Origin of the sequence: Janthinobacterium sp. PSRC1-1, assembly GCF_049897525.1 — a bacterium.
GTDB classification, from domain to species: Bacteria; Pseudomonadota; Gammaproteobacteria; order Burkholderiales; family Burkholderiaceae_D; genus Janthinobacterium; species Janthinobacterium tructae.
The window spans coordinates 416,623-439,451 of sequence record NZ_JAFCWK010000005.1 but is presented as its reverse complement, the minus strand read 5'-3'; the positions used below and the strand labels follow the sequence as shown (position 1 = coordinate 439,451).

Here is a 22,829-nt window from a genome sequence, read left to right as displayed (position 1 = left end):
TCGCTCTTTTCTGTCATTTATGGCATGCTTACGCCCTTGGCCGCAGCGCGCATCCGGACAGCGCGCGCACCGATCAACCGACACGAACAGCCCCGACATCGCCATGAAACTGCATGCCAGCAGCACCCAACAATACCAAACCGTCACAGGCTACGATGAAAATGGCGTGGAGATCAATGCCCAGCCGTACAACTACAGCCTGATCGTCATGCCGGAAACGCCGCCACGCGCGTGGGAGGTGGACAGTTTCGAGCAGCTGAGCGAGGCGCATTTCGCGCAAATCCTGGCCGACGCGCCCGACGTGGTCATCCTCGGCACGGGCGAGCGCCAGCGTTTCGTGCATCCGAAGCTGACGGCCGCGCTGACCATGCGCCGCATCGGCGTCGAGTGCATGGATAGCCAGGCCGCCTGCCGCACCTACAACATCCTGATGGGCGAAGGCCGCAAAGTCACCCTGGCCCTGATCCTGGCTCCCGGCGCAGGCAGCGCCACATGAAAATCAATGTCAATGAACTGCACAGCTCGCGGCTGCTGATGTGGTCCCTGCTGGGCATCTTCATCGTCGTCACCCTGTATGCGCTGGGCGTGCGTACCCTGGTGCCGCCCGACGAGGGCCGCTACGCCGAGATGGCACGCGAAATGTTCGTCACGGGCGACTGGATCACCACGCGCCTGAACGGCATCAAGTATTTTGAAAAGCCGCCGCTGCAAACGTGGATGAATGCACTCAGCTTTGCCGCCTTCGGCCTGGGCGAATGGCAGGCGCGCCTGTGGACGGGCCTGTGCGGCATCATCGGCGTGTGCATGACGGCCTATGCCGGCAAGAAAGTCTTTGGGCCGCGCGTGGGCTTGTATGCCGGCCTGGTGCTGGCGTCGAGCCTGTTCTGGCTCGCTTCCGGCCAGATCAATTCGCTGGACATGGGCCTGTCGGGCATGATGACCATCGTGCTGATGAGCCTCTTGATCGCCCAGCGCGACGAGGCCGCCCCCACCGAACGGCGCAACTGGATGCTGCTGTGCTGGGCAGGCATGGCGCTGGCCGTGCTGGCCAAGGGGCTGATCGGCGTCGTGCTGCCGGGCGCCGTGCTGGTGCTGTATTCGCTGTGCGCGCGCGACTGGCGCATCTGGACCCGCTTGCATCTGGTCAAGGGCTTGCTGGTGTTTTTCGCCATCGCCACGCCATGGTTCGTGCTGGTGGCCCTGCGCAATCCGGAGCAACCGCATTTCTTCTTCATCCACGAGCATTTCCAGCGTTTCCTGATGAAGGGGCACAAGCGCGAAGGCGCCTGGTACTACTTCCTGGTCCTGCTCATTCCCGGCATCCTGCCATGGCTAGGCGTGCTGCCGCAAAGCATCGCTGCCGCCTTCAAGCGCCAGGAAGGCACCTTCCAGCCCCGTTTGATGGTGCTGATCTGGGCCGTGTTCATCACTTTCTTCTTCAGCTACTCGACCTCGAAGCTGCCTGGCTACATCGTGCCCATCTTCCCCGCGCTGGCGCTGCTGATTGCGCTATTCCTGGAGTCGGCCTCGCGCCGCCAGCGCATGCTGGCCGCCGGCCTGCTGTGCGTGCTGGGCGTCGCCATCCTGATCGGCGCGCCGATCGGCTTCAATCACGCCAGCGCACGCGATCCGGCAGAGCTGACGGCGCTGAAAGGCTACCAGCCGTGGCTGATGGCTGCCGGCTTCTTCGCCCTGGCAGGCGGCGCCCTGGCCTTGCTGCATGCGCGCCAGCTGCGCCGCGACATGACCGTGCTGACCATCGCCGGCGCCGGCTTCCTGGCCACGCACTGCATCCTGGCCGGCTCCGAACTGTATGGCCAGAACCGCGCGGGCACCGACATGCTGCCGCAGATCCAGGCCGAACTGACGGCCGATACCAAGCTCTATTCGGTCGGCATCTATGAACAGTCGCTGACGTATTATCTGCAGCGGCCCGTGATCCTCGTCGATTACTGGGATGAGTTCACGTTTGGCCTGAAACAGCAGCCGGAACTGTCCATTCCGAGCATCGAGCCTTTCATCACGCAGTGGACGAACGATGCCAACGCCGGCGTGCACGACATGGCCATTATCAGCCTGAACCGTTACAAGGAATTGCAACAACGTGGCGTACCCATGCGTGTGATTGCCGAAGATGCGCGCCGCATGGTGGTTGCCAATAAATAAATGTTTAAAGGGGCGCGAGGCAGCACGGATCGCGCCCCCGGCCAGCCTGCCCCGCCCCCGCATCAGCAGGATTTTTCACCGCTGAATGGGCTGCGCCGCCATACTGAGAAGATAAAATAGCCATGCCTGCCGGCGGCCTTTGACCGCATTGGCAGCCTCGGCGACGCCGATACCCTGACAGAATACAGACCCAAGAACCGCGCCCATGACCTCTACCCTGCCCTTTTTGCCCTTTTCCAAACCCACCATCGACGAAGCGACCATCGCCGCCGTCGGCGAGGTGCTGCGCTCGGGCTGGATCACCAGCGGCCCGAAAGTACAAGCCTTCGAAGCCCAGCTGTCCGAATACTTCGGCGGACGCCCCGTGCGCACCTTCAATTCGGGCACCTGCACCATGGAAATCGCGCTGCGCATCGCCGGCATCGGTGCGGGCGACGAAGTCATCACGACGCCCGTGTCGTGGGTAGCGACGGCCAACGTCATCATCGAAGTGGGTGCCACGCCCGTGTTTGCCGATATCGACCCCGTCACGCGCAATATCGACCTCGACAAGCTCGAAGCGGCCATCACGCCACGCACCCGCGCCATCATCCCCGTCTACCTGTCCGGCCTGCCCGTTGACATGGACCGCCTGTACGCGATCGCTGAAAAGTACAATTTAAGGGTGGTGGAAGACGCGGCGCAAGCGTTTGGCTCCAGCTGGAAGGGCAAGCGCATCGGTTCCTTTGGCGATTTCGTCTCGTTCAGCTTCCAGGCCAACAAGAACATCACCACGGGCGAAGGCGGCTGCCTCGTCCTCAACAACCTGGAAGAAGCAAAACTGGCCGAGAAATACCGGCTGCAGGGCGTCACGCGCAGCGGCGTCGACGGCATCGACGTCGATGTGCTGGGCGGCAAATACAACATGAGCGACATCATGGCCGCCATCGGCCTGGGCCAGTTCGCCAATATCGACGCCATCACGGCCCACCGCCGCGCGCTGGCGCGCCACTATTTCGCGCAATTCGGCAGCGACTTCGAAGCGCGGAGCGGCGCCCAGCTGCCGGTACAGGATTTTGAAAACAGCAACTGGCATTTGTTCCAGATCATCCTGCCCGACAATGGCCCCGGCACGCGCGCCGCGTTCATGCAGCAAATGGCGCAGCAAAACGTGGGAACGGGCTATCATTACGCACCGATCCACTTGTTTACCATGTACCGCGAACGCGGCTTTACCGAGGGCATGTTCCCCGTCTCGGAAAAGATCGGCCGCCTGACCGTGACCTTGCCGATGTTTTACGCCATGACGACACAGGACGTGGAACGCGCCGTCGCCACCGTCAAATCCATTCTCATCAAGTGAGCAGCGCGCCGATGAAACCTGAACTGTCCATTATCATTCCGATCTACAACGAGCAGGATGGCCTGGCCAGCCTGTTCGCCCGCCTGTATCCGGCCCTCGATGCCCTGCAGACGAGCTACGAGATCATCTTCATCAACGACGGCAGCCGCGACAACTCGGTGGCCATCTTGGCGGAACAATTCCGCCAGCGCCCCGACGTCACGCGCGTCATCCTGTTCAACGGCAATTATGGCCAGCACATGGCCATCCTGGCCGGTTTTGAAGCATCGCGCGGGCAAATCATGATCACGCTCGACGCCGACCTGCAGAATCCGCCAGAGGAAATCGGCAACCTGGTGGCAAAGATGCGCGAAGGCTACGATTACGTGGGCTCGATCCGGCGCAAGCGGCAAGATTCCGCCTGGCGCACCCTGGCGTCAAAAATGATGAACCGCCTGCGTGAAAAGATCACGAATATCAAAATTACCGACCAGGGCAACATGCTGCGCGCGTATGGCCGCAATGTGATCGACCTGGTCAACCAGTGCGCCGAAGTCAACACCTTCGTGCCCGCCCTGGCCTACACGTTTGCCCGCAAGCCCACGGAAATTACCGTCGAGCATGAGGAACGCTCGGCCGGCGAGTCGAAATACTCGCTGTACAGCCTGATCCGCCTCAACTTCGACCTGGTCACCGGCTTTTCGCTGATTCCCCTGCAAATCTTTTCCATGCTGGGCATGCTGCTGTCCTTCAGTTCGGCCGTGCTGGTGATCTATTTGCTGGCGCGCCGCTTCCTGTTCGGCGCCGAGGCGCAGGGTGTGTTCACCCTGTTCGCCATCGCCTTCTTCCTGATGGGCGTGATCCTGTTCGGCATCGGCCTGGTGGGCGAATACGTGGGACGCATCTTCCAGCAGGTGCGTGCCCGTCCACGCTACGTGGTGCAGACCATCTTGCAGGATGGCATGGTCCAGGCGGAAGCCGAGGCGCCATCGTATGTGCGCCTGGAAAAGCGCCAGGTGGGCCGCTGATGGGCGCCCCACGCGCCGTCGTCTTCGGCTACCACAATGTGGGCGTGCGCTGCATCAAGGTGCTGCTCGCCGGCGGCGTCGATATCGCCCTCGTCGTCACGCACGAAGACAGCCCCACGGAAAACCTGTGGTTCGAATCCGTCGCCAGCCTGTGCCAGGCCGAAGGCATCCCGTACATCACGCCTCCGGACGCGCGCGCGCCCGAGTTGCTGGCGCAGGTGCAGGCAGCACAGCCGGACATGCTGTTCAGCTTTTACTACCGTCACATGTTGCCGGCCAGCATTCTGGAGGTGGCGCCCGCCTACAATATGCACGGCTCGCTGCTGCCGCAGTTCCGCGGCCGCGCGCCCGTCAACTGGGCCGTGCTGCATGGCGCCACGCAGACGGGCGCCACCCTGCATGAAATGACGGTCAAGCCCGACGCCGGCGCCATCGTGGCGCAAACGGCCGTGCCCATCCTGCCCGACGACACGGCCTTCGAAGTGTTCGGCAAGGTCACCGTGGCGGCGGAACAAACGCTGTGGGGCGTGCTGCCGGCCTTGCTGGACGGCACGGCGCCGCGCCAGCTCAACGATTTGCGCCAGGGCGGCTATTTTGGCGGGCGCAAGCCGGAAGACGGCCGCATCGACTGGAAGTTACCCGCGCAACAGGTATACAACCTGCACCGGGCCGTGGCGCCGCCCTATCCCGGCGCCTTCACCGAAGTCAACAATGTCATTTACACCATCGAAAAAGCCCGTTTGAGCAAGCTTTCCGCAGGAAGTTTGCCAGCGGGCTTGGCGGTAGTGGATAATTGCATCTTTGGCGTCTGCGGAGACGGCCGCATGCTGGCCATTTCCGCGCTGAGGGCTGCCGGGGAGCCGATTTCGGCTCAGCAATTGCAAGCAAGTCTGACCACCCGCGTCAGCACACACTGATATCACTCAAGAGAATCTCACATGAAAAAAGTCCTCATCTTAGGCGTCAACGGCTTCATCGGCCACCACCTGTCCAAGCGCATCCTGGAAACCACCGACTGGCATGTCTACGGCATGGACATGAACACGGACCGCATCACGGAATTGCTGGAAGATGACAACTACAAGTCGCGCATGCACTTCTTCGAAGGCGACATCACGATCAACAAGGAATGGGTCGAATACCACGTCAAGAAATGCGACGTGATCCTGCCCCTGGTCGCCATCGCCACGCCATCGACCTACGTCAAGCAGCCGCTGCGCGTGTTCGAACTGGACTTCGAAGCCAACCTGCCGATCGTCCGTTCGGCCGCCAAGTACGGCAAGCACCTGGTGTTCCCGTCGACCTCGGAAGTGTATGGCATGTGCCACGACGAGGAATTCGATCCGGAAAACTCGGAACTGATCTGCGGCCCGATCAACAAGCCGCGCTGGATCTATTCGAACGCCAAGCAATTGATGGACCGCGTGATCTGGGGCTACGGCATGGAAGGCTTGAACTTTACGCTGTTCCGTCCATTCAACTGGATCGGCGCCGGCCTGGACTCGATCCACACGCCAAAAGAAGGTTCCTCGCGCGTGGTGACGCAATTCTTCGGCCACATCGTGCGCGGCGAGAATATCTCGCTGGTCGACGGCGGCGCGCAGAAACGCGCGTTCACCTACATCGATGACGGCATCGATGCGCTGATGCGCATCATCGCCAACAAGAACGGCATCGCCAGCGGCAAGATCTACAACATTGGCAATCCGACCAATAACTATTCGATCCGCGACCTGGCCGGCATGATGCTGACCCTGGCTGCCGAGTATCCTGAATACGCCGAAGGCGCGAAACACGTGAACATCGTGGAAACGACCTCGGGCGCCTACTACGGCGCCGGCTACCAGGACGTGCAAAACCGCGTGCCGAAAATCACGAATACCTGCGAAGAACTGGGCTGGGCGCCAAGCACCACCATGGCCGATTCCCTGCGCAATATCTTCGACGCCTACCGCAGCCAGGTAGCCCAAGCCAAAGCCCTGATGGATTAATGTTGAGCAAGCCGTTCCTGACCCTGAAAATCGACGTCGATACCTATCGCGGCACCCGTGAAGGCATGGGCAATCTGGTGCGCATGCTGGCCGCGCACCAGGCCAAGGCCACCTTTCTGTTCTCGCTGGGCCCCGACCACACGGGCTGGGCCCTGCGCCGCGCCTTGCGGCCCGGCTTTTTCAGCAAGGTCTCGCGCACCTCGGTGGTCGAGCACTACGGCTTGAAAACATTGATGTACGGCACCTTGCTGCCGGGACCCGATATCGGCAAGCAATGCGCGGCGCAATTGCGCGCCGTGCGCGATGCCGGTTTCGAGTGCGGCATCCACACCTGGGATCACACCCTGTGGCAAGACAACGTGGCCAAGCGCAACGCCGCCTGGACCATCACCATGATGCGCAAGGCCGCCAACCGCTACGAACAGGTGTTTGGCACCAAGCCGCACACGCACGGCGCGGCCGGCTGGCAAATGAATGTCAGCGCCTTTGTCGAACACGACACGGCCGGCTACCGCTTTGCCTCCGATGGCCGCGCCATGCTCGACGCGCGCGGCGCCATGGCGCAGCCGTCGCAAGGCCCGCACCGCGTGCGCAACGGCAACACCATCCTGCAATGCGTGCAACTGCCCACCACCCTGCCCACGCTGGATGAATTGCTGGGCTGCGAAATCGACGGCAAGCTGATCACGACCGGCAATGTTGCCGCGCATATATTGTCGCTGACGGCGGACAATCCGCGCGACCACGTGTATACCTTGCACGCGGAACTTGAAGGACAGAAACTCGCCCCCATTTTCGAACAACTGCTGGCTGGCTGGAAAGCCCAGGGCTACCAGTTCGCGGCGATGGGCGATTATTATGAAAAGATAAAAAATACGGACTTGCCCGTTTGCCCGATCACCTGGGATGAGTTGCCCGGACGTTCGGGACGCCTGATTGTGCAGGGCAAAGCGGCCTGAATGCTGTATTGTTGCACCTGGATGCGTTGCCAGATTAAAAAAACAGCGCTGATGATCACCGTTCAGGAGAGAACCTGTGGCTGATAGCCAATCCCTCGTTAGCATACCCGACTTTAGTGCCGCCATGACCAGCGGCAAGACCTTTCAGTTGCTGGGCCGTCCGGCCAAGGCCACGGTACTGTTTTTCTATCCTAAGGACAACACCCCCGGCTGCACCACGGAAAACATCGCCTTCCGCGATGCGTATCCGCAATTCGTCGCCGCCGGCGTGGAAATCTACGGCATCAGCCGCGATTCCCTGCGCTCGCACGAAAGCTTCAAAGCCAAGCTGGAACTACCATTCGAGCTCATTTCCGACCCGGACGAAGCCGTTTGCCTGCTGTTTAACGTCATGAAGATGAAACAGATGTATGGCAAGACGGTCCGTGGCGTCGAACGCAGCACGTTTGTGATTGACGCCCAGGGCCGATTGGTGAAAGAATGGAGAGGCGTGAAGGTCGCAACTCACGTGGAAGAAGTGCTGGAATTCGTAGCGCATCTGAATTGATCGTCCATGTTGATCCAATGCGCGTTGTCGGCTTCCAGCAAGCCTGGTTCAACCGCAGTTCAGTTCACGGTACCTATCGCCATTTTGAGTCAACGAAGCGCCTCCATCCACTCCGCCAGGCGGGCCTGCAGCCCGCCGATGGCGTCCATGACCGGCCACGCTGCCGGCCTTCCGGCAGTTATTCGTCCTGTAGCATTGTTGTCCCCCCGCATCCACCCCATGAGAAGTGCCGCCAGAAGCTGGCTGCCCATGGGCGATTCATTCCAGAAATTTTTTGATTGAGATCCTGATGCCACTGCCAAAATTACCGAGCAAGCCAGCCACCATCCTGGCCACCCAAGATTACCCAACCGCAGGCGCGGCGCGCCCGGCCACCAAAACCCCGGCAGCCAAGAAAGTGGCTGCACCGATCATTGAAGCGGCGATCGCCGAAGTTGCCAAGCCGGTCCGCAATGCGGCCACGAAGATCAAGCAAGTGGCGGCCCTGATGGTCGCCAAGCCGGCACAGGCGCCCGCTCCGGCGCCGGTTGCGGCCGCGCCGGTCGCCGTTGCCGCCCCCGCGGCGAAAGCCAGGCCGGCGGCGAAAGGCAAGGTCACGCCGATCAAGCCCGTCCAGCAAGCCGAGCAGCCACATCCGGCCAAGCACAAGGCGGTCGAAGTGCAGCTCAAGTCGTCCGCCAGCCGCGCCGCCGACCAGCGCGGCATCAGCAAGCTGTTCGTGCTCGACACGAACGTGCTGATGCACGATCCATCGTCGCTGTTCCGCTTCGAGGAACACGATGTGTACCTGCCGATGATGACCCTGGAAGAGCTGGACAACCACAAAAAGGGCATGACGGAAGTGGCGCGCAACGCACGCCAGGTCTCGCGCACGCTCGACGCCCTGATCAGCAACACGGATGACGACGCCATCGAGCACGGCATCTTGCTGTCCAAGCTGGGCAACAAGGACGCCAAGGGCCGTCTGTTCTTCCAGACGCGCCTGCAAAGCGCCGACTTGCCGGCAGGCTTGCCAGTGGGCAAGGCCGACAACCAGATCCTGGCCGTCGTGCGCTCGCTGGAATCGGAACAGGAAGGCCGCCCCGTGGTGCTGGTGTCGAAAGACATCAACATGCGCATCAAGGCGCGCGCCCTGGGCTTGCCGGCCGAAGATTACTTCAACGACCATGTGCTGGAAGACACGGACTTGCTGTACTCGGGCATCGTGCAATTGCCGGACGACTTCTGGAACAAGCACGGCAAGGACATGGAATCGTGGCAGGAAAGCAAGAATGGCTACAGCTCGACGTTCTATCGCGTGACGGGCCCGTTCATCCCATCGCTGCTGGTCAACCAGTTCATCTACCTGGAACCGAAAAACGGCGAAACGCCGTTCTACGGCCAGGTGAAACAGATCAACGGCAAGACGGCCGTGCTGCAAACCCTGCGCGACTTCAGCCACACGAAGAACAATGTGTGGGGCGTGACGGCGCGCAACCGCGAGCAGAACTTCGCGCTGAACCTGCTGATGAATCCGGAATGCGACTTCGTCACCCTGCTGGGCCAGGCCGGTACCGGCAAGACCCTGCTGGCCCTGGCCGCCGGCCTGGCGCAAGTGCTGGAAACCAAGCTCTACAATGAAATCATCGTCACCCGCGTGACGGTGCCGGTCGGCGAAGACATCGGTTTCCTGCCAGGCACGGAAGAGGAAAAGATGTCGCCATGGATGGGTGCCTTCGACGACAACCTGGAAGTGCTGAACAAGTCCGACTCCGATGGCGGCGAATGGGGCCGTGCGGCAACGCAAGACCTGATCCGTTCGCGCATCAAGATCAAGTCGCTCAACTTCATGCGCGGCCGCACGTTTGTGAACAAGTTCCTCATCATCGATGAAGCACAGAACTTGACGCCGAAACAGGTCAAGACCCTGGTCACGCGCGCCGGTCCCGGCACGAAGATCCTGTGCCTGGGCAACATCGCGCAGATCGACACGCCGTACCTGACGGAAGGCTCGAGCGGCCTGACCTACGTGGTCGACCGCTTCAAGGGCTGGACCCACAGCGGCCACGTCACCCTGGCCCGCGGCGAGCGGTCGCGCCTGGCCGACCACGCCAGCGAAGTGCTGTAAGTAATAGCGGGCGGCGCAAGCTGCCCCAGTCATTCGAAGCCCCGTCTGCAGCGATGCAGGCGGGGCTTTTTCTTGCTGAAAAGCTTATATGCTGTCTTGCGGCTTGAGCTCGAACACCTCACCATTTTTCTGCAGCAAGCCGCGCAGCAGCAGATCATCGATGCGCGCACGGATGGTGTCGCGCAACTGCGGGCTGGTGGCCTTGAAACCAAACAGGCGCGCCACGTACTGGGCAATTTCGACCAATCCTGCGCCATAGTTTTTCTGTAGCGTATCAAGGATCGCCACGTCGATTTCCTGCGGCGGCAGCATGTCGGGTTTACGCAGGGTATCGGACAGCACGGCGCCTCGGTCACGGATGCTGATGATGGTATCGGCCATACTCAAAAAGCGCTCCGTCATGATCATGCCATCGAAGCGGACGGCGGCATGGATGGCGCGTTCCACCGCGGCCTGGATGCGCGCGCCGGTCCGTTTCAAGCCCCACGCAGCGCGCAGGCGCACCACGACTTCATCGACGTGCACGGGACCTTCCAGGGTGACGATCTGCTTGACCAAGTCGCTCAAGGCTGCTACCGGCATCTCATGCAACTCGTCGGCATAGGCAGGTTTGGCAGGGATCGCTTCGACATAGGCCGACGGCCTGTTTGGTCCATTCCTTTCCAGGCCAATCTCTGCATGATCCTCTCGCTCCACGGTCACTACAGACACACCCGGCTTGTGCTCCTGCCTCCCATGGAGTTCAGCGCGCGCTGCCAGCTCGGTCTTGGCGGCATCAATGGCCATCAGCAGGCGCTGCAACTCATTATTGGGCCTCTGAAACCAATCGAGTCCCCAAATACGGTGGATGATCCAGCCATGGTCTTCCAACACGGCCTGGCGCAAGCGATCGCGATCGCGCGCCGAGCGCGAGCTATGGTAGGACTCGCCATCGCACTCAATGCCCAGCAGATAGCGGCCCGGATGCTGGGCGTCGGCAATACCCAGGTCGATAAAAAAACCGGCGATGCCAACTTGTGGATGGACTTCGTACCCGCAGGCCTTAACGGCATCGGCCACCTGTACTTCAAACGGACTGTCATATTCGCGCCCAGATACGCGCGACAAGCCCAGCCTGCCCGTACGCGCGAAATGCAGGAATAGCTTGAAGGCCACTACACCCCGTCCCTTGGCACGTTCAAGATCGATATCTTCATCGGTAATTGAGGCAAACACTTCGCAACGGCGCTTGGCGCGACTGATCAGCACATTGAGGCGCCGCTCACCGCCTTCGGCACTCAATGGGCCGAAGCGCATGGCCATGTAGCCGAGCTTGTTGCGACCGTAGCCAACCGAGATAAAAATCACATCACGTTCATCGCCCTGCACGTTTTCCAGGTTCTTGATGAAAAACGGCTCGCTGGCATGCTGCTGAAAAAAGGGCTCCACATCCTGATGCTCGCGGCGTAACAACTCCAGTTCATCCTGGATGGCTCGCCGCTGCTTGACCGAAAAAGTCGCCACGCCCAACGAGTGTTCCGGTGAGTTGCGCGCATGGTCGATAATGGCCCTGGCAATGACCCTAGCCTCTTCCACATTGGTGCCAGTGTTACCGGAATCAAAGACGCCGTTAGAGACGTGATGAAACTGCAAGCCCATGCCCGCCTCTTGGGTGTAGGGACTGGGCACGATAAACAGCTTGTTTTCATAGAACTGGCTGTTCGACACGGCGATCAAGGATTGATGCCGGCTGCGGTAATGCCAGCGCAGCATGCGCTGCGGCAAGCCACGCGCAGTAAACAACCCCAGGATGCTCTCAATATCGGAGACTTGCGCATCATCGTCGCCATCGTCATCGGGCTCAACGCTGGTCATCTTGGAAAAGAACTTGGTTGGTGGCAATTGCCGCTCGTCCCCCACAACAACCACTTGGCGCGAGCGTGCAATGGCCCCCAGCGCGTCCACAGGCTGGATCTGGCTGGCCTCGTCCATCACCAGCAAATCAAAACTGAGTTGCCCTGGAGGAAGGAACTGGGCTACCGATAACGGACTCATCATAAATACCGGCTTGAGCGCCTGGATGGCGGGTGCAGCGCGTTGCATCAGGCGGCGTATCGGCATATGCCCCTTACGTTTGGCCATTTCGCCGCGCAGCACGCCCAAGGGGCCGATCGCACCGCCTCCCTGCGGGATACGGCGGTGGTGTGCTTGCACCACTTCCAGACTGGATGCCGCAATGCGCTGGCGGTCCATCTGCCCAAAATCTGCCGCCAGGCGGCTATGGAGGTGACCGTCAAAATGGGCCAGCGCCTCGTCGCTGCGTACTTGATCAGCAAAAATCGCTTCGAAATACGCCATTGTGAACGTGCGCATGGCATCCCTAGGGATCAGCGCGCCAGCTTCCAGTTGCGTGACAATTTCACCGATACCCAGCTGGCGTGCCTTGGAGCAGCGGTCGCGGTAGATCACCCATTTCGACAACTCTTCGGAAAACTCAATCCACACCGCCATGCGTCCAAGCAAGGCAAAGGCGGGCAAATCCAAGATAGCCGGCACCTGAAACAGCTTATCGTTATTGGTGCACAACTCGCTATAAAGTTCGTCGAGTTCCCTCACGAACTTGTCCTGCGCAGCTTCAAGCTCCAATGCGCAATGTAGCGGCGCGGCACGATTATCGTGGCGCGCGACCATATGGCGAAGGCTAGACTTGGACGCCATCCACACTGAGCTGGTGCGCAAATTCTCCCAGTCGGACAATGGCCCCTGCCAATGCGTGCCAAACGCAACTCGGCCCAGCTCGCTACTCGCATCAATGCGCCGGCGCAGTTGCTGCGCTTCGATCAACAAGTCGAGGCGCCCGATCTTATCTGAAAGGTCAAGCGGCACATGTTGCATCACAGCCTGGCAGCCGGCCTGGCAAAATGCAAGCCGGGACACTTGCCCGGCCACCGTCTCAAGGGCGGCGGCCTCCACGCTAGCCCACTCGCGAAATGCGGGTTCGTCTTTCCAGCCGTTGAACCACATCGCGTCTAGCAGAGGCCGGATCTCCTGCAACAGACTCTCCAGCAGTGCAGCCCGACGGCAGATTTCCGAGCGGTCCGGCAACTTGCTGGCGATAATGCGTGGCTGCGCTCCCAGGCCACGCAAGCTGCGCATCCATTCCACCAGCGCCAGCATGGGCGCCGCGCGCGATTGCCCTCCCTTCCAGTCGGCACCAAACGCCCCACTACCAAATGTGTTGTTTGACTCAATCCGCTCCAGCAGTTTTCTCGCTTCGCCCAAATGGTCGAGAATTTCAAGCTGTTCGGGCAACGCTGTGTCCGGGTTACGCAACAGGCCCTTGACCTGCTTGCTAGCCGCGCGCCACTCGCTGCTGACTAAACGCAGCAGGCTGTCGCCGTGGGCGGCCAACGTCTGGCGCGCACCAGACAGATCAAGCTGCCAGGCATCGCTGCTGATTTTTCCTTCCAGCCGCGCGTGTAAGGCCTCCAGCGCCACCACGCATTGCGCCAGGTCGGCAGCCTGTTCCACGCCATGATCCCATACCGTCGAAATAAACACGTCGGGACTGACATCAGGCGCTGTCGCCACTTTCTGCGCCGTCAACACCAGGCGGTTGATCTCGTTGTAGCTTGTCATTTGGCTGCTGGCATCGACACCGAGAAGTCGGCTGAGCAAAGCAACCTCGCCATCGAGCCTGTTAAACAGCGTTTGCAAGGTCTGCGCCCGTTCGAATGCCTGTGCGTTTGCATGCTGCGGCAAGCCGACCAGTTGCTGACGCAAGTCAAGCACATCAATCTCCCACGCGTCTGCGTGGATTTCGCCCGCCAGAGCGGCCTGCACACGCTGCAATTGGATGCCATCGTCAATCAAAGTCTTCAGGGCGTTCGCCTGCTCACTCCACTCTGGCGCCCGCAGGGCTTCGTTGGCAAGCGTGGGCGCCGCAGCAACGTCACGCGCCAGCGCCACCAAATAGGTAAAGTCACGCAGCACCGCCGGCGCCACCGTATCGAGCGACATGGCCAGCTCTGCCTGTTGTTCAGCAAGCTCCTTGCAGCGCGCCCGCATGACCATGATGCGCGACACCAGGCGCTCCACGTCATTGGGAAGTATCATCTTGAGCGCCACGCCGCGCCATGGATGGTCGCCCGGCTCTCCAATGTCAACGATGCGCTGGGCCAATTCCTCAACCACTGCCAGGCGCTGCTGCACCTCGTCCGGCGACCAGCTTTCAGGCTGTTGCAAACGGATGTCCACCGGCTTGACATGCTCCAGGCGCAACTTGCTCAATTCTCCGATCACTTGATAAGGCGTGAGCTTGGCGACCGAGTGCCGCAGGTGCAAGCGCGCACTGTGTGCGTTGAGTTGATCGCGCGCCACCAGCAAACGGCTATTCAAGGTCGTGGCCGCATCGCCCTTGGGTGAACCTAGTTCAGACGTGCGGCGCAGTTCATCGAGAAACATTTTCTTGTTAGCTTTATTACTGTGCAATTCAATGCAGGCATCGCCAACGCCAGCTTGGTCCAATCGCCGCTTGACCACCTCGAGGGCGGCCATTTTCTCCGCTACGAACAGTACCGTCTTGCCATCGGCAATCGCCGACGCGATGACATTAGCAATGGTTTGAGATTTGCCAGTACCAGGCGGCCCCTGGATAACCAGGTTACGGCCAGCGCGCACATCGTGCACGGCCAGCGTTTGCGAACTGTCGCAATCGACGATATGCAGCAACTCGGCCGGCGCGATATAGTCGTCCAGGTTGGCGTCTTCGGGAATGGTCGATGCACCGGCAGCAAAACCATCGGATAACAAACCGCGCATCAAGGGTTGATTCGTCAGCCCGCCTTCCGGCCACATGGCGGGATCGAGGTCGCGGTACATCAGGAATTTGGAAAATGAAAAGAAACCAAGCACGATATCGTCGGCATCGACCACCCAGCCTTCTTTCGACTGCACAGCATCCCTGACGGCGTCGATGTAGGCCATGGGATCAAATTCATCGCCCGCTTCATATGCGGGCATTTTTAAATGGTGCACGCGCTCCAGAAAGGCTTCCAGCGACAGATTCGATGAATGCTCTTCCTGACGCCATTTCAATTTGAATTGCTCGGCGGCATTGCCCCTTTCCAAGCTGACGGGAATCAGGATCAGCGGCGCGTATCGCACATTCTTCGCATTCAATGGATCAAGCCATTTTAAGGTACCGAGCGCCAAGAACAAGATATTAACACCCTGCTCTTCTTCCAAGGTACGGGCATCGAGATACATGTCGAGCAGGCGCTTTTGCAGTCCCTTGACAGTCAGCCTGGTTTGCAGGCGTGTATCTGCATGCCTGTTTAGAACACCGCGCGCGTCGACAGTGTCATCATCAGCTGGCGCCAATTCCGCGATTTCATCAGCGCTAGTGTTAGCATCCGTATTATCAAGCTCAATCTTGCTTGCTGCCCTTCCAGGCAAGAAGTTAAATGGACGACTTTCGGATACCATCAACCGAAATATCTCGCTCGACTTTTCATCGACCACATCAATGGTACGTGCGGTGGTAGATGAGCGTGGAATATTCAGCAAGCGGTTGCGTGCAGTCAGGTCCAGCAACTCCGTACGAGCGCGCTCAAGCTTTGCGTCTGCAGACAGACTACCTTGCAGAAAATCTGATTCAAAAACTGGAGTTACCATGTCCGAGTCATTCATTATTGCCTCGCTACTTCATCATTAATCTTGGACTACTGCATTTTCACGCACAACTTTACTCCCTAAAGGTCATATACGAGCTTAAAGCAGCCGGAATAGTACTGAATTTACGTCAAGTCAATAAATATAGTTGCCAGCTAGACACGATTGAAGTTATTTCCAACATCTATCAAAGGATAAATTTAAGACTATCGAACGTATTGATTTTTTCTGGCATGTTCTAATATCGCCCCCTGTCCTTCAAAATATCAACGATGTCTGCTGCCATTCAATTCTTCCTAGCTGCTGCCCTCTTCATGCTCCTCCACATTTCCGTCATGGCCCTGTGCGCTCGCGTATGTGGCATCACCGTGCGCAGCATCAGCTACGGCGTGGGTCCGACCTTGCTGAGCTGGGGAAAAGTGCGCGTCAAGCTGCTGCCCCTGGCCGGCAATGTGGTGCTGAAAGATACGCGTGAAGAAACGCTGTATGACGACGACCCCTGCCTTGACGCCTATAATTTCCAGCCGCTGTGGAAGCAATGCGTGTTGCCGCTGAGCGGCGTGGTCGTCTTGCTGGCCTTGTCGCTGGGCATCATGGGAGCTTCGGGCTGGGAACGCTTTGGCGCCGCCTTCGGACAAATCTTCCGTGGCGCGCTGGCGCCGCTGTCGACGGCGCAGGAATTGCTGGGTAATGGAGAGGCGTTTGCGCGTACACACGGCTTTGCGCTGGTGTTCGCCCTGTTCTCGTTGAAACTGTGCGCCTTCAACCTGCTGCCGTTCGCCGGCTTGAACGGCGGACAGGCGCTGCTGGCCATCGCGCGCGGCGGACGCGCTTGTGTGGCGTGGGAAGAAACGCTGACGAAATGGATGCTGTTGCCGGGACTGGCGATCTTGCTGGCGTGGGCGGCGGCGTTCGGCTGGTATGGCTGGCAAGCGCTGGGGGCCTAAGGCAGCGCCCCCAAGGTCGCCCGGTCAGCCGACCAGCACCAGCTTGCGGTTGACGAATTCCATGATGCCCAGATCGGACAATTCGCGGCCATAACCCGAATGTTTCACGCCGCCAAATGGCAGGTCCGGCGCCGTGATGGCCGGCGAATTGATGAACACCATGCCCGTGTCGATGCGGCTGGCAAGGCGTTTTCCGCGTGTAACGTCTGCCGTGATGATGGTGCCGCCCAGGCCGAACGGCGAATCGTTGGCCAGGGTGATCGCCGCGTCGTCATCCTTGACGCGGAAGATCATGGCGACGGGGGCAAAGAACTCCTGGTAGTAGACGGGATTGCTTGGCGTCACCTCGGTGAGGATGGTCGCCGCCATGAAGTAGCCGGCGCGCTCGATGCGCTTTCCGCCCAGCAATAATTTCGCACCGCCCTCCACGGCTTGGCCGACTTGCTTGACGGCCAAGTCCAACGCCGATTTGCTCGACAGCGGCGCCAGGGTAGTGGCGGCATCCATGGGGTCACCTGCCTGCAGCTTGGCCAGTTCTGCCTGGAAGCGTTCGACGAAGGTATCGGCAATGCTGTCGACCAGAATAAAGCGTTTCGAGCCGTCGCATACCTGACCCGCATTCTGGATACGGCCGATGACGGCCAGCTTGACGGCCAGGTCCATGTCGGCATCGTCCAGCACGATGAAGGCGTCGCTGCCACCCAATTCCATCGTGGTTTTTTTCAGGGCCTTGCCGGCCGTGGCCGCCACGGAGGCGCCGGCGCGCTCGCTGCCCGTCAGCGCCACGCCCTGCACGCGGGGATCGGCAATGGCCGTGGCCACTTGCTCGCTGGAAAAGAATGCATTCGTGTAGGCGCCTGCTGGCGCACCCGCGTCGAGGAACAGCTTTTCAAAGGCCAGTGCGCACTGGGGCACGTTGGACGCGTGTTTCACGACCAAGGTATTGCCCGCCATCAAATTCGGACCCGCGACCCTGGCCAGCTGGTAGTACGGGAAATTCCACGGCTCGACGCAGAAGATCACGCCCAGCGGCGCAATTTCCACGCTGGCCGCGCCGCGCTTGACATCAAGTTGCTTGGGCGCAAGGAATTGCTCGGCATTATCGGCGTAGTAGTCGAGGATTTGCACGCACAGCGACACTTCCTGCTGCGCTTCCTGGAACAGCTTACCCATTTCCACGGTGATCAATTTGGCGAAGCGATCGCGTTGTTCTTTCAGTAGCATGGCCGCTTTCTTGACCACCACCTTGCGCTCGGCAACGCTGCGCTGGCGCCAGTCGCTCTCGAAGGTGGTGGCGGCCTGGGCCAATATACTGTCCATTTGCGCATCGCTATGCGGCGTGAAGGTCTGCTCGATCTGTTCGCTGTAGGGATTCGTGGTCTGATAGCTCATCTGGTTTCCTTGGTCGTGGCGCCCCGGGATTGCGTGGGGTAGCTGGGCAGTATGCTGGAGGACTGGCAGCGCGACCGTACGCACGCGAACATAACGGTCAATGACAACAGGCACCTTGCGGCGCCTGTGCACGGATGGAAAATCAAGCAGGGAAACTCAGTTCACGCGTTTGGCCGGCATGTCCTGCCCCTCCTGACGCAGCACCAGTTGTTGCGTCTTGCCATCGGCATCCTTGCTGAAGCGCACTTCCGCATCGACTTCATTCGAGAAGAATGCCGTCTCGCTCATCGGCAGCATGGCCAGCTTGCGGAAACCCGTCACCTGGGCGAAGAATTTATCGCCTTCGCGCGTCACTTCCAGGTAGACCTCGGGCGCCAGCGCATACTTGCCCACGTAGGCATCGAATTGCGCCGTCGTCATGGCAACCACCGTACGCGCCGGTTTGGCGGCGCTGGCGCGCTCGTGCACCGACTTCGATTCGCCGCCATCGTTGAGAATCAGCTGCGCCTCGCCCTTCGGTCCCCGCTCGAATTCGGCCGTGGTGAGCGTATTTTCAATCAAGAAACCATTTGGCGAATACGCCAGCATGCGTTGCGCCGGGCGCCCCGTGCGCTGCAGCAGCAAGTTGCCCTCGAAGTTGCGGATCGTGTAGCCGGCCTTGTCGTTGATGGCGTACACGCCCGCATAGGCGTCCAGGATGGCGGGCTTGAGCGTCATGACCTTGATCTCGGGATACGGCCGGCCCACGGCCACGGCGGCCGCCTTGCGCGCCACCACATCGGGGTCGACCAGGCCCGTGTCCGCATTTTCCAGCACGGCCACGTAGACTTTTTCCTTCGGCAAGCGCATCGCATACGTGGCAAAGCCATTGATGCCGCCGCCATGGTGGATGACGGGCGTGTTTTGCCAGGTGCCCAGCATCCAGCCATAGCCATAGCGGGTGGCCTTGCCATCGTTCAGTTTTACCGGCGTGAACGCCAGCTGCCAGGTGGCGGCCTTGAGCAGCTTGCCGTCCGAAATGGCCGCATCCCAGCGCGCCAGGTCGTCCACGGTGGAGACGAGCGCGCCTGCCGCATACGGCTGCGTCATGCTCAGGGGCAGGTTTGGCACATACGCCTCGCCCGAACGGATATGTCCGGCCGCGCGCTTGCCCGGCTGGCGCTCGTGGCCTTCATAAGCCGTATCGTTCATGCCCAGCGGCACGAATATCTGCTGTTCCACAAACGTGGCATAGGGCTGGCCCGCAGCCTTTTCAATGATGGCGCCCAGCAGGAAATAGCCGGAGCTGCTGTAGCGCCACTGCGTGCCCGGCTCAAAATCGAGCGGATCGTTCTTGAAGAAATCGATCATCTGCGCCACGCTCAAGTCTTTCGTGCTGTTGGGCACGAATTCAGGCTTGACCGTATAGTCGTGGATGCCGGAGGTGTGCGCGAGCAGCTGCGCGATCGTGATTTTCCTGCCGTGGGTCGGATAATCGGGCAGGAATGTCGTGATGTCATCGGTGACGGCCAGCTTGCCCTGGTCGGCCAGCAGCAGGATGGCGACGGCCGTGAACTGTTTGGAAATGGAGCCCAGGCGCAGCGACATGTCGGGCGTCAGCGGCTGGCCATCCCGCACGCTGGCCAGGCCATACGCCTTGCGCAACAGGGGCTGGCCATCCTTGACGACGATGACCACGGCACCCGGTTCGGTGGACTTGTAATACGGCGCGATGCTGGCATCGATGTGCGCTGCCAGCGCCTGCTGCCGGGCACTCAGTGGAGCGGGCTGGCCGGCCCAGCTGGCAGGTGTTTGCAACAGGATCAAGGTGGCGAGACAGATGCTGGAGACTTTAAACATGCAAATCACTTTCGTAGGAAGGATACACAAGCTGGCCATGCCCCTGGCGGCGGCTATCGGGATGGTGGATTTACCATAGGAAATATTTCCATTTAGCTCACTCAGCCTAACAGACGCCCCTGCCGCAAATCTCTCCCTTTGTCACACGTCGCCATGCACGCCAGTTTGCCGCTATGATTTTTTGGCTACCTATCGTATGCTCGACTCAGTGCCGCACTGACATTCACACTTACAAATGAAATATTCATTCATGAAATGAATAACCCCTATCGCTACTGTGAATTGGCTGGAAACAGGTCTGCGGCCTATACTCAAGCCGTCTCCCCTACATTGTTTCCCATGCACACCCTGCTCAGCCCGCACACACAGCGGGCTTTTTGTTCCCGGCCTTTGCCATTCTGTCTTTTCCCCCTTGCCGATCACCAGCCCCACACCGGGAGCACAGCATGATCGTGCGCGAGCGTCCGTCGGCGCTACGGCTGTTCCTGGTGGTGCGCGGCTCCGTCCTGCCGCGCATCCGCACCACCCTCATCGTCAACACCCTGATCGCCACCCTGGTCACCTGGTGCCACGGCACCCTGTTCGACCACAAGGTCATCCTCACCACCATACCGTTTACCCTGATCGGCTTGCCGCTGGCCATCTTCCTGGGCTTTCGCAACACGGCCGCCTACGACCGCTACTGGGAAGCGCGCAAGCTGTGGGGCGAACTGGTGCTGCGTAGCCGTAATTTCTCGCGCCAGTGCCAGACCATGATCCGCAGCGATACGCCCGCCCACGCCCGGCTGGGCCTGGACGATGTGCGCGTGCGCATGATCTACCGCACCATCGCCTTTTGCCACGCCCTGCGCCACCAGTTGCGCGACACGCGCGGACCGGACGACTTGCAGCCGCTGCTGCGCCCGGCTGAATGGGAAGCGGCCTGCAAGGCCTCGAACCCGTCCGACTACCTGATGCTGCAGATGGGTCATGATCTGGCCGACTGCGTCCGTCAAGGCCGCATCGACAGCATCCTCACCGCACAGATCGATAACACGGTTTCGGCCATGGTAGCGGCAGGCGCCTCGTGCGAACGCATCCGCAGCACGCCGATTCCCTTCTCGTATTCGCTGCTGCTGCACCGCACGGCTTATCTGTACTGTTTCCTGCTGCCTTTCGGTCTGGTCGATTCGCTGGGTTTCATGACGCCGTTCGTCGTCGCCATCGTCGCCTACACCTTCTTTGGCCTCGATGCCCTGGGCGACGAGATCGAGGAACCGTTCGGCGAAGATGCCAACGATTTGCCGCTGTCGGCCATGTGCCGCGCCATCGAAATCAGCTTGCGCGAATCCGTGCAGGACGAGAACGTGCCACTCCCCATGCAAGCTGACGATTTTCTGCTGAATTGATCCACACGCCGGCTTTCCCCTTGACCTTACCATCGGGGGAAGGCTTACAGTGGGAACACTTAATCATTCAAGGAGTGCTTGCATGTATCAGTTACAAGTTGAAAACATGAGCTGCGGCCATTGCGTCGGCTCGGTCACGAAAGCGGTGCAAGGCGTCGATCCGCAAGCCCAGGTGCAGATCGACCTGGCCAGCAAGCGCGTCACGGTGGAATCGCCCGCCGAACTGGGCGCCATCAGCGCGGCCATCGTGGAGGCGGGCTATCCCGTCACCAGCGCACAATAAGCGACACGCACACAGAACAGCCGGCCCTTGCGCCGGCTGTTTTTTTATCCGTCCAGCTCGGGATAGTGGCGGAAGATGCCTTCCTCATTGAACGCAATTCTGCGCTTCGAGCGCAGATAAGGGGCGATGTTCGGCCGCGCCGCCACCGTATCGTGCAATTCCTGCAAGGCAGGATAGGCGGGCGCCAGACGCGCCATGGCTTGCGGAAACGCATAATGCAGGCCGGCCAGCATCTGGAACAGCGACAGGTCGCCATACGTGAGTCTTGCGCCCAGCAGATACCGGCCGCGGCTGTTCAGCAAGACCTGGGTGAAATAATCGAGGAATTTGGGCAACCGCGTGGCGCGGAAATCGGCGCTGCGCAACAGGGCCGCCTGCTGTTGCTCTACATAATATTGGTTCACCGACAGCGGATGGTGCGTGTCGTGCACTTCCGTCAGCCAGTCGGCCAGCGTCAGCTGCAGCTGGTTCAGCCACAGGCGGCCGCTTTCCGCGCGCGGCGCCAGGCCCAGGCGCCGGCCCAGGTACAACAGGATATTCGTGGTCTGGCCGATCAGCACGTCACCATCGCGCAGCACGGGCGGCGCGTAGGCCGCGTGTGGCGTGCTGTCGCCATCGAGGCAGGCCAGCATGGCGGGCATGCCCTGCCCATGGCGTTCGGGCAAGCGGGCGATGTCGCGGTAATCGGCGCCCGCCTCTTCCAGGGCCAGGCGAATAAATTCGCCGCGTCCCTGTATCGTGGGCCAGTAGTAGAGTTCATACGCCATACGCACCTCCGTTGATTTACATCAATGGCAACATGCTTTCGCTTCCGTGTCACCGGCCAGCCCCAGGCTTTGCAGGATGGGGCAATCGGGCCTGTCATCGCCATGACACGATTGCGCCAGGTGGGCCAGGGTGTCGCGCATTTCCGTCAGTTCATCGATGCGCTTGTTGAGCTCGGCGACGTGCGCCAGGGCGATGCCTTTCACGTCCGCGCTGGCGCGCTGGTCGTTTTGCCACAGCGACAGCAGTTCGCGGATCTGCTCCAGCGAAAACCCCAGCCCCCGCCCGCGCTTGATAAAACGCAAGGCGTGCAAGTCGTTCGGCGTGTAGATGCGGTAGCCCGCGTCGCTGCGCGCGCTGGGTTTAAGCAAGGTAATGCTTTCGTAGTAGCGTATCATTTTTGCCGATACGCCCGTTTCACTGGCTGCCTGGCCGATATTCATG

17 protein-coding genes are annotated in these 22,829 nt (G+C 60.4%); 12 read left to right on the top strand and 5 right to left on the bottom strand.

Annotated elements, in window-relative coordinates; all coding sequences use genetic code 11:
• The first annotated feature begins 103 nt into the window (after positions 1-103).
• The 9 genes from ACP7DW_RS13735 (at position 104) to ACP7DW_RS13695 (ending at position 10,119) form a co-directional block, all read left to right on the top strand.
• The gene (locus tag ACP7DW_RS13735) at positions 104-496 is read left to right on the top strand and encodes an Mth938-like domain-containing protein (RefSeq protein ID WP_071076138.1); all 393 of its coding nucleotides are present in this window, start codon (positions 104-106) and stop codon (positions 494-496) included.
• Positions 493-2,166, top strand: a complete 1,674-nt coding sequence (locus ACP7DW_RS13730) for a glycosyltransferase family 39 protein (RefSeq protein WP_426057151.1) — start codon at positions 493-495, stop codon at positions 2,164-2,166. The genes ACP7DW_RS13735 and ACP7DW_RS13730 overlap by 4 nt, the downstream gene beginning before the upstream one ends.
• A gap of 205 nt (positions 2,167-2,371) precedes the next feature.
• Positions 2,372-3,508, top strand: a complete 1,137-nt coding sequence (locus ACP7DW_RS13725) for a DegT/DnrJ/EryC1/StrS family aminotransferase (RefSeq protein ID WP_426057152.1) — start codon at positions 2,372-2,374, stop codon at positions 3,506-3,508.
• 11 nt (positions 3,509-3,519) lie between these two features.
• On the top strand, positions 3,520-4,515 hold the full coding sequence (locus ACP7DW_RS13720) for a glycosyltransferase (RefSeq protein WP_096238618.1): 996 nt from the start codon (positions 3,520-3,522) through the stop codon (positions 4,513-4,515).
• Positions 4,515-5,432: a formyltransferase gene (locus ACP7DW_RS13715; protein ID WP_426057153.1), complete on the top strand. Its 918-nt coding sequence runs from the start codon at positions 4,515-4,517 to the stop codon at positions 5,430-5,432. Before ACP7DW_RS13720 ends, ACP7DW_RS13715 begins: the two co-directional genes overlap by 1 nt.
• A 21-nt stretch (positions 5,433-5,453) precedes the next feature.
• On the top strand, positions 5,454-6,506 hold the full coding sequence (locus tag ACP7DW_RS13710; protein ID WP_426057154.1) for a bifunctional UDP-4-keto-pentose/UDP-xylose synthase: 1,053 nt from the start codon (positions 5,454-5,456) through the stop codon (positions 6,504-6,506).
• The gene (locus ACP7DW_RS13705; protein ID WP_426057155.1) at positions 6,506-7,465 is read left to right on the top strand and encodes a polysaccharide deacetylase family protein; all 960 of its coding nucleotides are present in this window, start codon (positions 6,506-6,508) and stop codon (positions 7,463-7,465) included. The genes ACP7DW_RS13710 and ACP7DW_RS13705 overlap by 1 nt, the downstream gene beginning before the upstream one ends.
• A 76-nt stretch (positions 7,466-7,541) precedes the next feature.
• Positions 7,542-8,012, top strand: coding sequence for a peroxiredoxin (locus ACP7DW_RS13700; protein WP_034750445.1), 471 nt, complete (start codon positions 7,542-7,544; stop codon positions 8,010-8,012).
• Between the two features lie 289 nt (positions 8,013-8,301).
• Entirely contained in the window at positions 8,302-10,119 is a 1,818-nt protein-coding gene (locus ACP7DW_RS13695) for a PhoH family protein (protein ID WP_426057156.1), read from the top strand.
• An 84-nt stretch (positions 10,120-10,203) separates the two neighbouring features.
• Here the strand turns inward: ACP7DW_RS13695 and ACP7DW_RS13690 are convergent, their stop codons facing one another.
• Complete coding sequence (locus ACP7DW_RS13690; protein ID WP_426057157.1) at positions 10,204-15,789, bottom strand: DUF3320 domain-containing protein; 5,586 nt, start codon at positions 15,787-15,789, stop codon at positions 10,204-10,206.
• 296 nt (positions 15,790-16,085) lie between these two features.
• Here ACP7DW_RS13690 and ACP7DW_RS13685 point away from each other — a divergent pair, with 296 nt between their 5' ends.
• Entirely contained in the window at positions 16,086-16,718 is a 633-nt protein-coding gene (locus ACP7DW_RS13685) for a site-2 protease family protein (protein WP_426057158.1), read from the top strand.
• 24 nt (positions 16,719-16,742) lie between these two features.
• On the opposite strand, the gene ACP7DW_RS13680 is transcribed toward ACP7DW_RS13685, so the two are convergent.
• Positions 16,743-18,110 carry an NAD-dependent succinate-semialdehyde dehydrogenase gene (locus ACP7DW_RS13680; protein WP_426057159.1) on the bottom strand — a complete coding sequence of 456 codons (1,368 nt, stop codon included), beginning with the start codon at positions 18,108-18,110 and terminating at the stop codon, positions 16,743-16,745.
• Positions 18,111-18,266: 156 nt separating this feature from the next.
• On the bottom strand, positions 18,267-19,949 hold the full coding sequence (locus tag ACP7DW_RS13675) for a serine hydrolase (protein ID WP_426057160.1): 1,683 nt from the start codon (positions 19,947-19,949) through the stop codon (positions 18,267-18,269).
• 446 nt (positions 19,950-20,395) lie between these two features.
• On the opposite strand from ACP7DW_RS13675, the gene ACP7DW_RS13670 reads away from it, so the two are divergent.
• Together ACP7DW_RS13670 and ACP7DW_RS13665 are read left to right on the top strand one after the other, a co-directional pair.
• On the top strand, positions 20,396-21,337 hold the full coding sequence (locus tag ACP7DW_RS13670) for a bestrophin family protein (RefSeq protein ID WP_071076127.1): 942 nt from the start codon (positions 20,396-20,398) through the stop codon (positions 21,335-21,337).
• 82 nt (positions 21,338-21,419) lie between these two features.
• Complete coding sequence (locus ACP7DW_RS13665) at positions 21,420-21,620, top strand: heavy-metal-associated domain-containing protein (protein ID WP_077407505.1); 201 nt, start codon at positions 21,420-21,422, stop codon at positions 21,618-21,620.
• A 44-nt stretch (positions 21,621-21,664) separates the two neighbouring features.
• On the opposite strand, the gene ACP7DW_RS13660 is transcribed toward ACP7DW_RS13665, so the two are convergent.
• Both ACP7DW_RS13660 and cueR read right to left on the bottom strand, forming a co-directional pair.
• Positions 21,665-22,387, bottom strand: coding sequence for a glutathione S-transferase (locus ACP7DW_RS13660; protein ID WP_426057161.1), 723 nt, complete (start codon positions 22,385-22,387; stop codon positions 21,665-21,667).
• Between the two features lie 21 nt (positions 22,388-22,408).
• Positions 22,409-22,828: a Cu(I)-responsive transcriptional regulator gene (gene cueR / locus ACP7DW_RS13655; protein WP_426057162.1), complete on the bottom strand. Its 420-nt coding sequence runs from the start codon at positions 22,826-22,828 to the stop codon at positions 22,409-22,411.
• Between the last annotated feature and the right edge of the window lies 1 nt (position 22,829).

Bases quoted from the DNA above. Each gene is read 5' to 3' on its own strand.
- ACP7DW_RS13705 (WP_426057155.1), top strand. From the start codon at position 6,506: ATGTTGAGCAAGCCGTTCCTGACCCTGAAAATCGACGTCGATACCTAT.
- ACP7DW_RS13730 (WP_426057151.1), top strand. From the start codon at position 493: ATGAAAATCAATGTCAATGAACTGCACAGCTCGCGGCTGCTGATGTGG.
- ACP7DW_RS13675 (WP_426057160.1), bottom strand. From the start codon at position 19,949: ATGTTTAAAGTCTCCAGCATCTGTCTCGCCACCTTGATCCTGTTGCAA.
- ACP7DW_RS13720 (WP_096238618.1), top strand. From the start codon at position 3,520: ATGAAACCTGAACTGTCCATTATCATTCCGATCTACAACGAGCAGGAT.
- ACP7DW_RS13685 (WP_426057158.1), top strand. From the start codon at position 16,086: ATGCTCCTCCACATTTCCGTCATGGCCCTGTGCGCTCGCGTATGTGGC.
- cueR (WP_426057162.1), bottom strand. From the start codon at position 22,828: ATGAATATCGGCCAGGCAGCCAGTGAAACGGGCGTATCGGCAAAAATG.
- ACP7DW_RS13660 (WP_426057161.1), bottom strand. From the start codon at position 22,387: ATGGCGTATGAACTCTACTACTGGCCCACGATACAGGGACGCGGCGAA.
- ACP7DW_RS13690 (WP_426057157.1), bottom strand. From the start codon at position 15,789: ATGAATGACTCGGACATGGTAACTCCAGTTTTTGAATCAGATTTTCTG.
- ACP7DW_RS13665 (WP_077407505.1), top strand. From the start codon at position 21,420: ATGTATCAGTTACAAGTTGAAAACATGAGCTGCGGCCATTGCGTCGGC.
- ACP7DW_RS13670 (WP_071076127.1), top strand. From the start codon at position 20,396: ATGATCGTGCGCGAGCGTCCGTCGGCGCTACGGCTGTTCCTGGTGGTG.
- ACP7DW_RS13725 (WP_426057152.1), top strand. From the start codon at position 2,372: ATGACCTCTACCCTGCCCTTTTTGCCCTTTTCCAAACCCACCATCGAC.
- ACP7DW_RS13695 (WP_426057156.1), top strand. From the start codon at position 8,302: ATGCCACTGCCAAAATTACCGAGCAAGCCAGCCACCATCCTGGCCACC.
- ACP7DW_RS13715 (WP_426057153.1), top strand. From the start codon at position 4,515: ATGGGCGCCCCACGCGCCGTCGTCTTCGGCTACCACAATGTGGGCGTG.
- ACP7DW_RS13735 (WP_071076138.1), top strand. From the start codon at position 104: ATGAAACTGCATGCCAGCAGCACCCAACAATACCAAACCGTCACAGGC.
- ACP7DW_RS13680 (WP_426057159.1), bottom strand. From the start codon at position 18,110: ATGAGCTATCAGACCACGAATCCCTACAGCGAACAGATCGAGCAGACC.
- ACP7DW_RS13710 (WP_426057154.1), top strand. From the start codon at position 5,454: ATGAAAAAAGTCCTCATCTTAGGCGTCAACGGCTTCATCGGCCACCAC.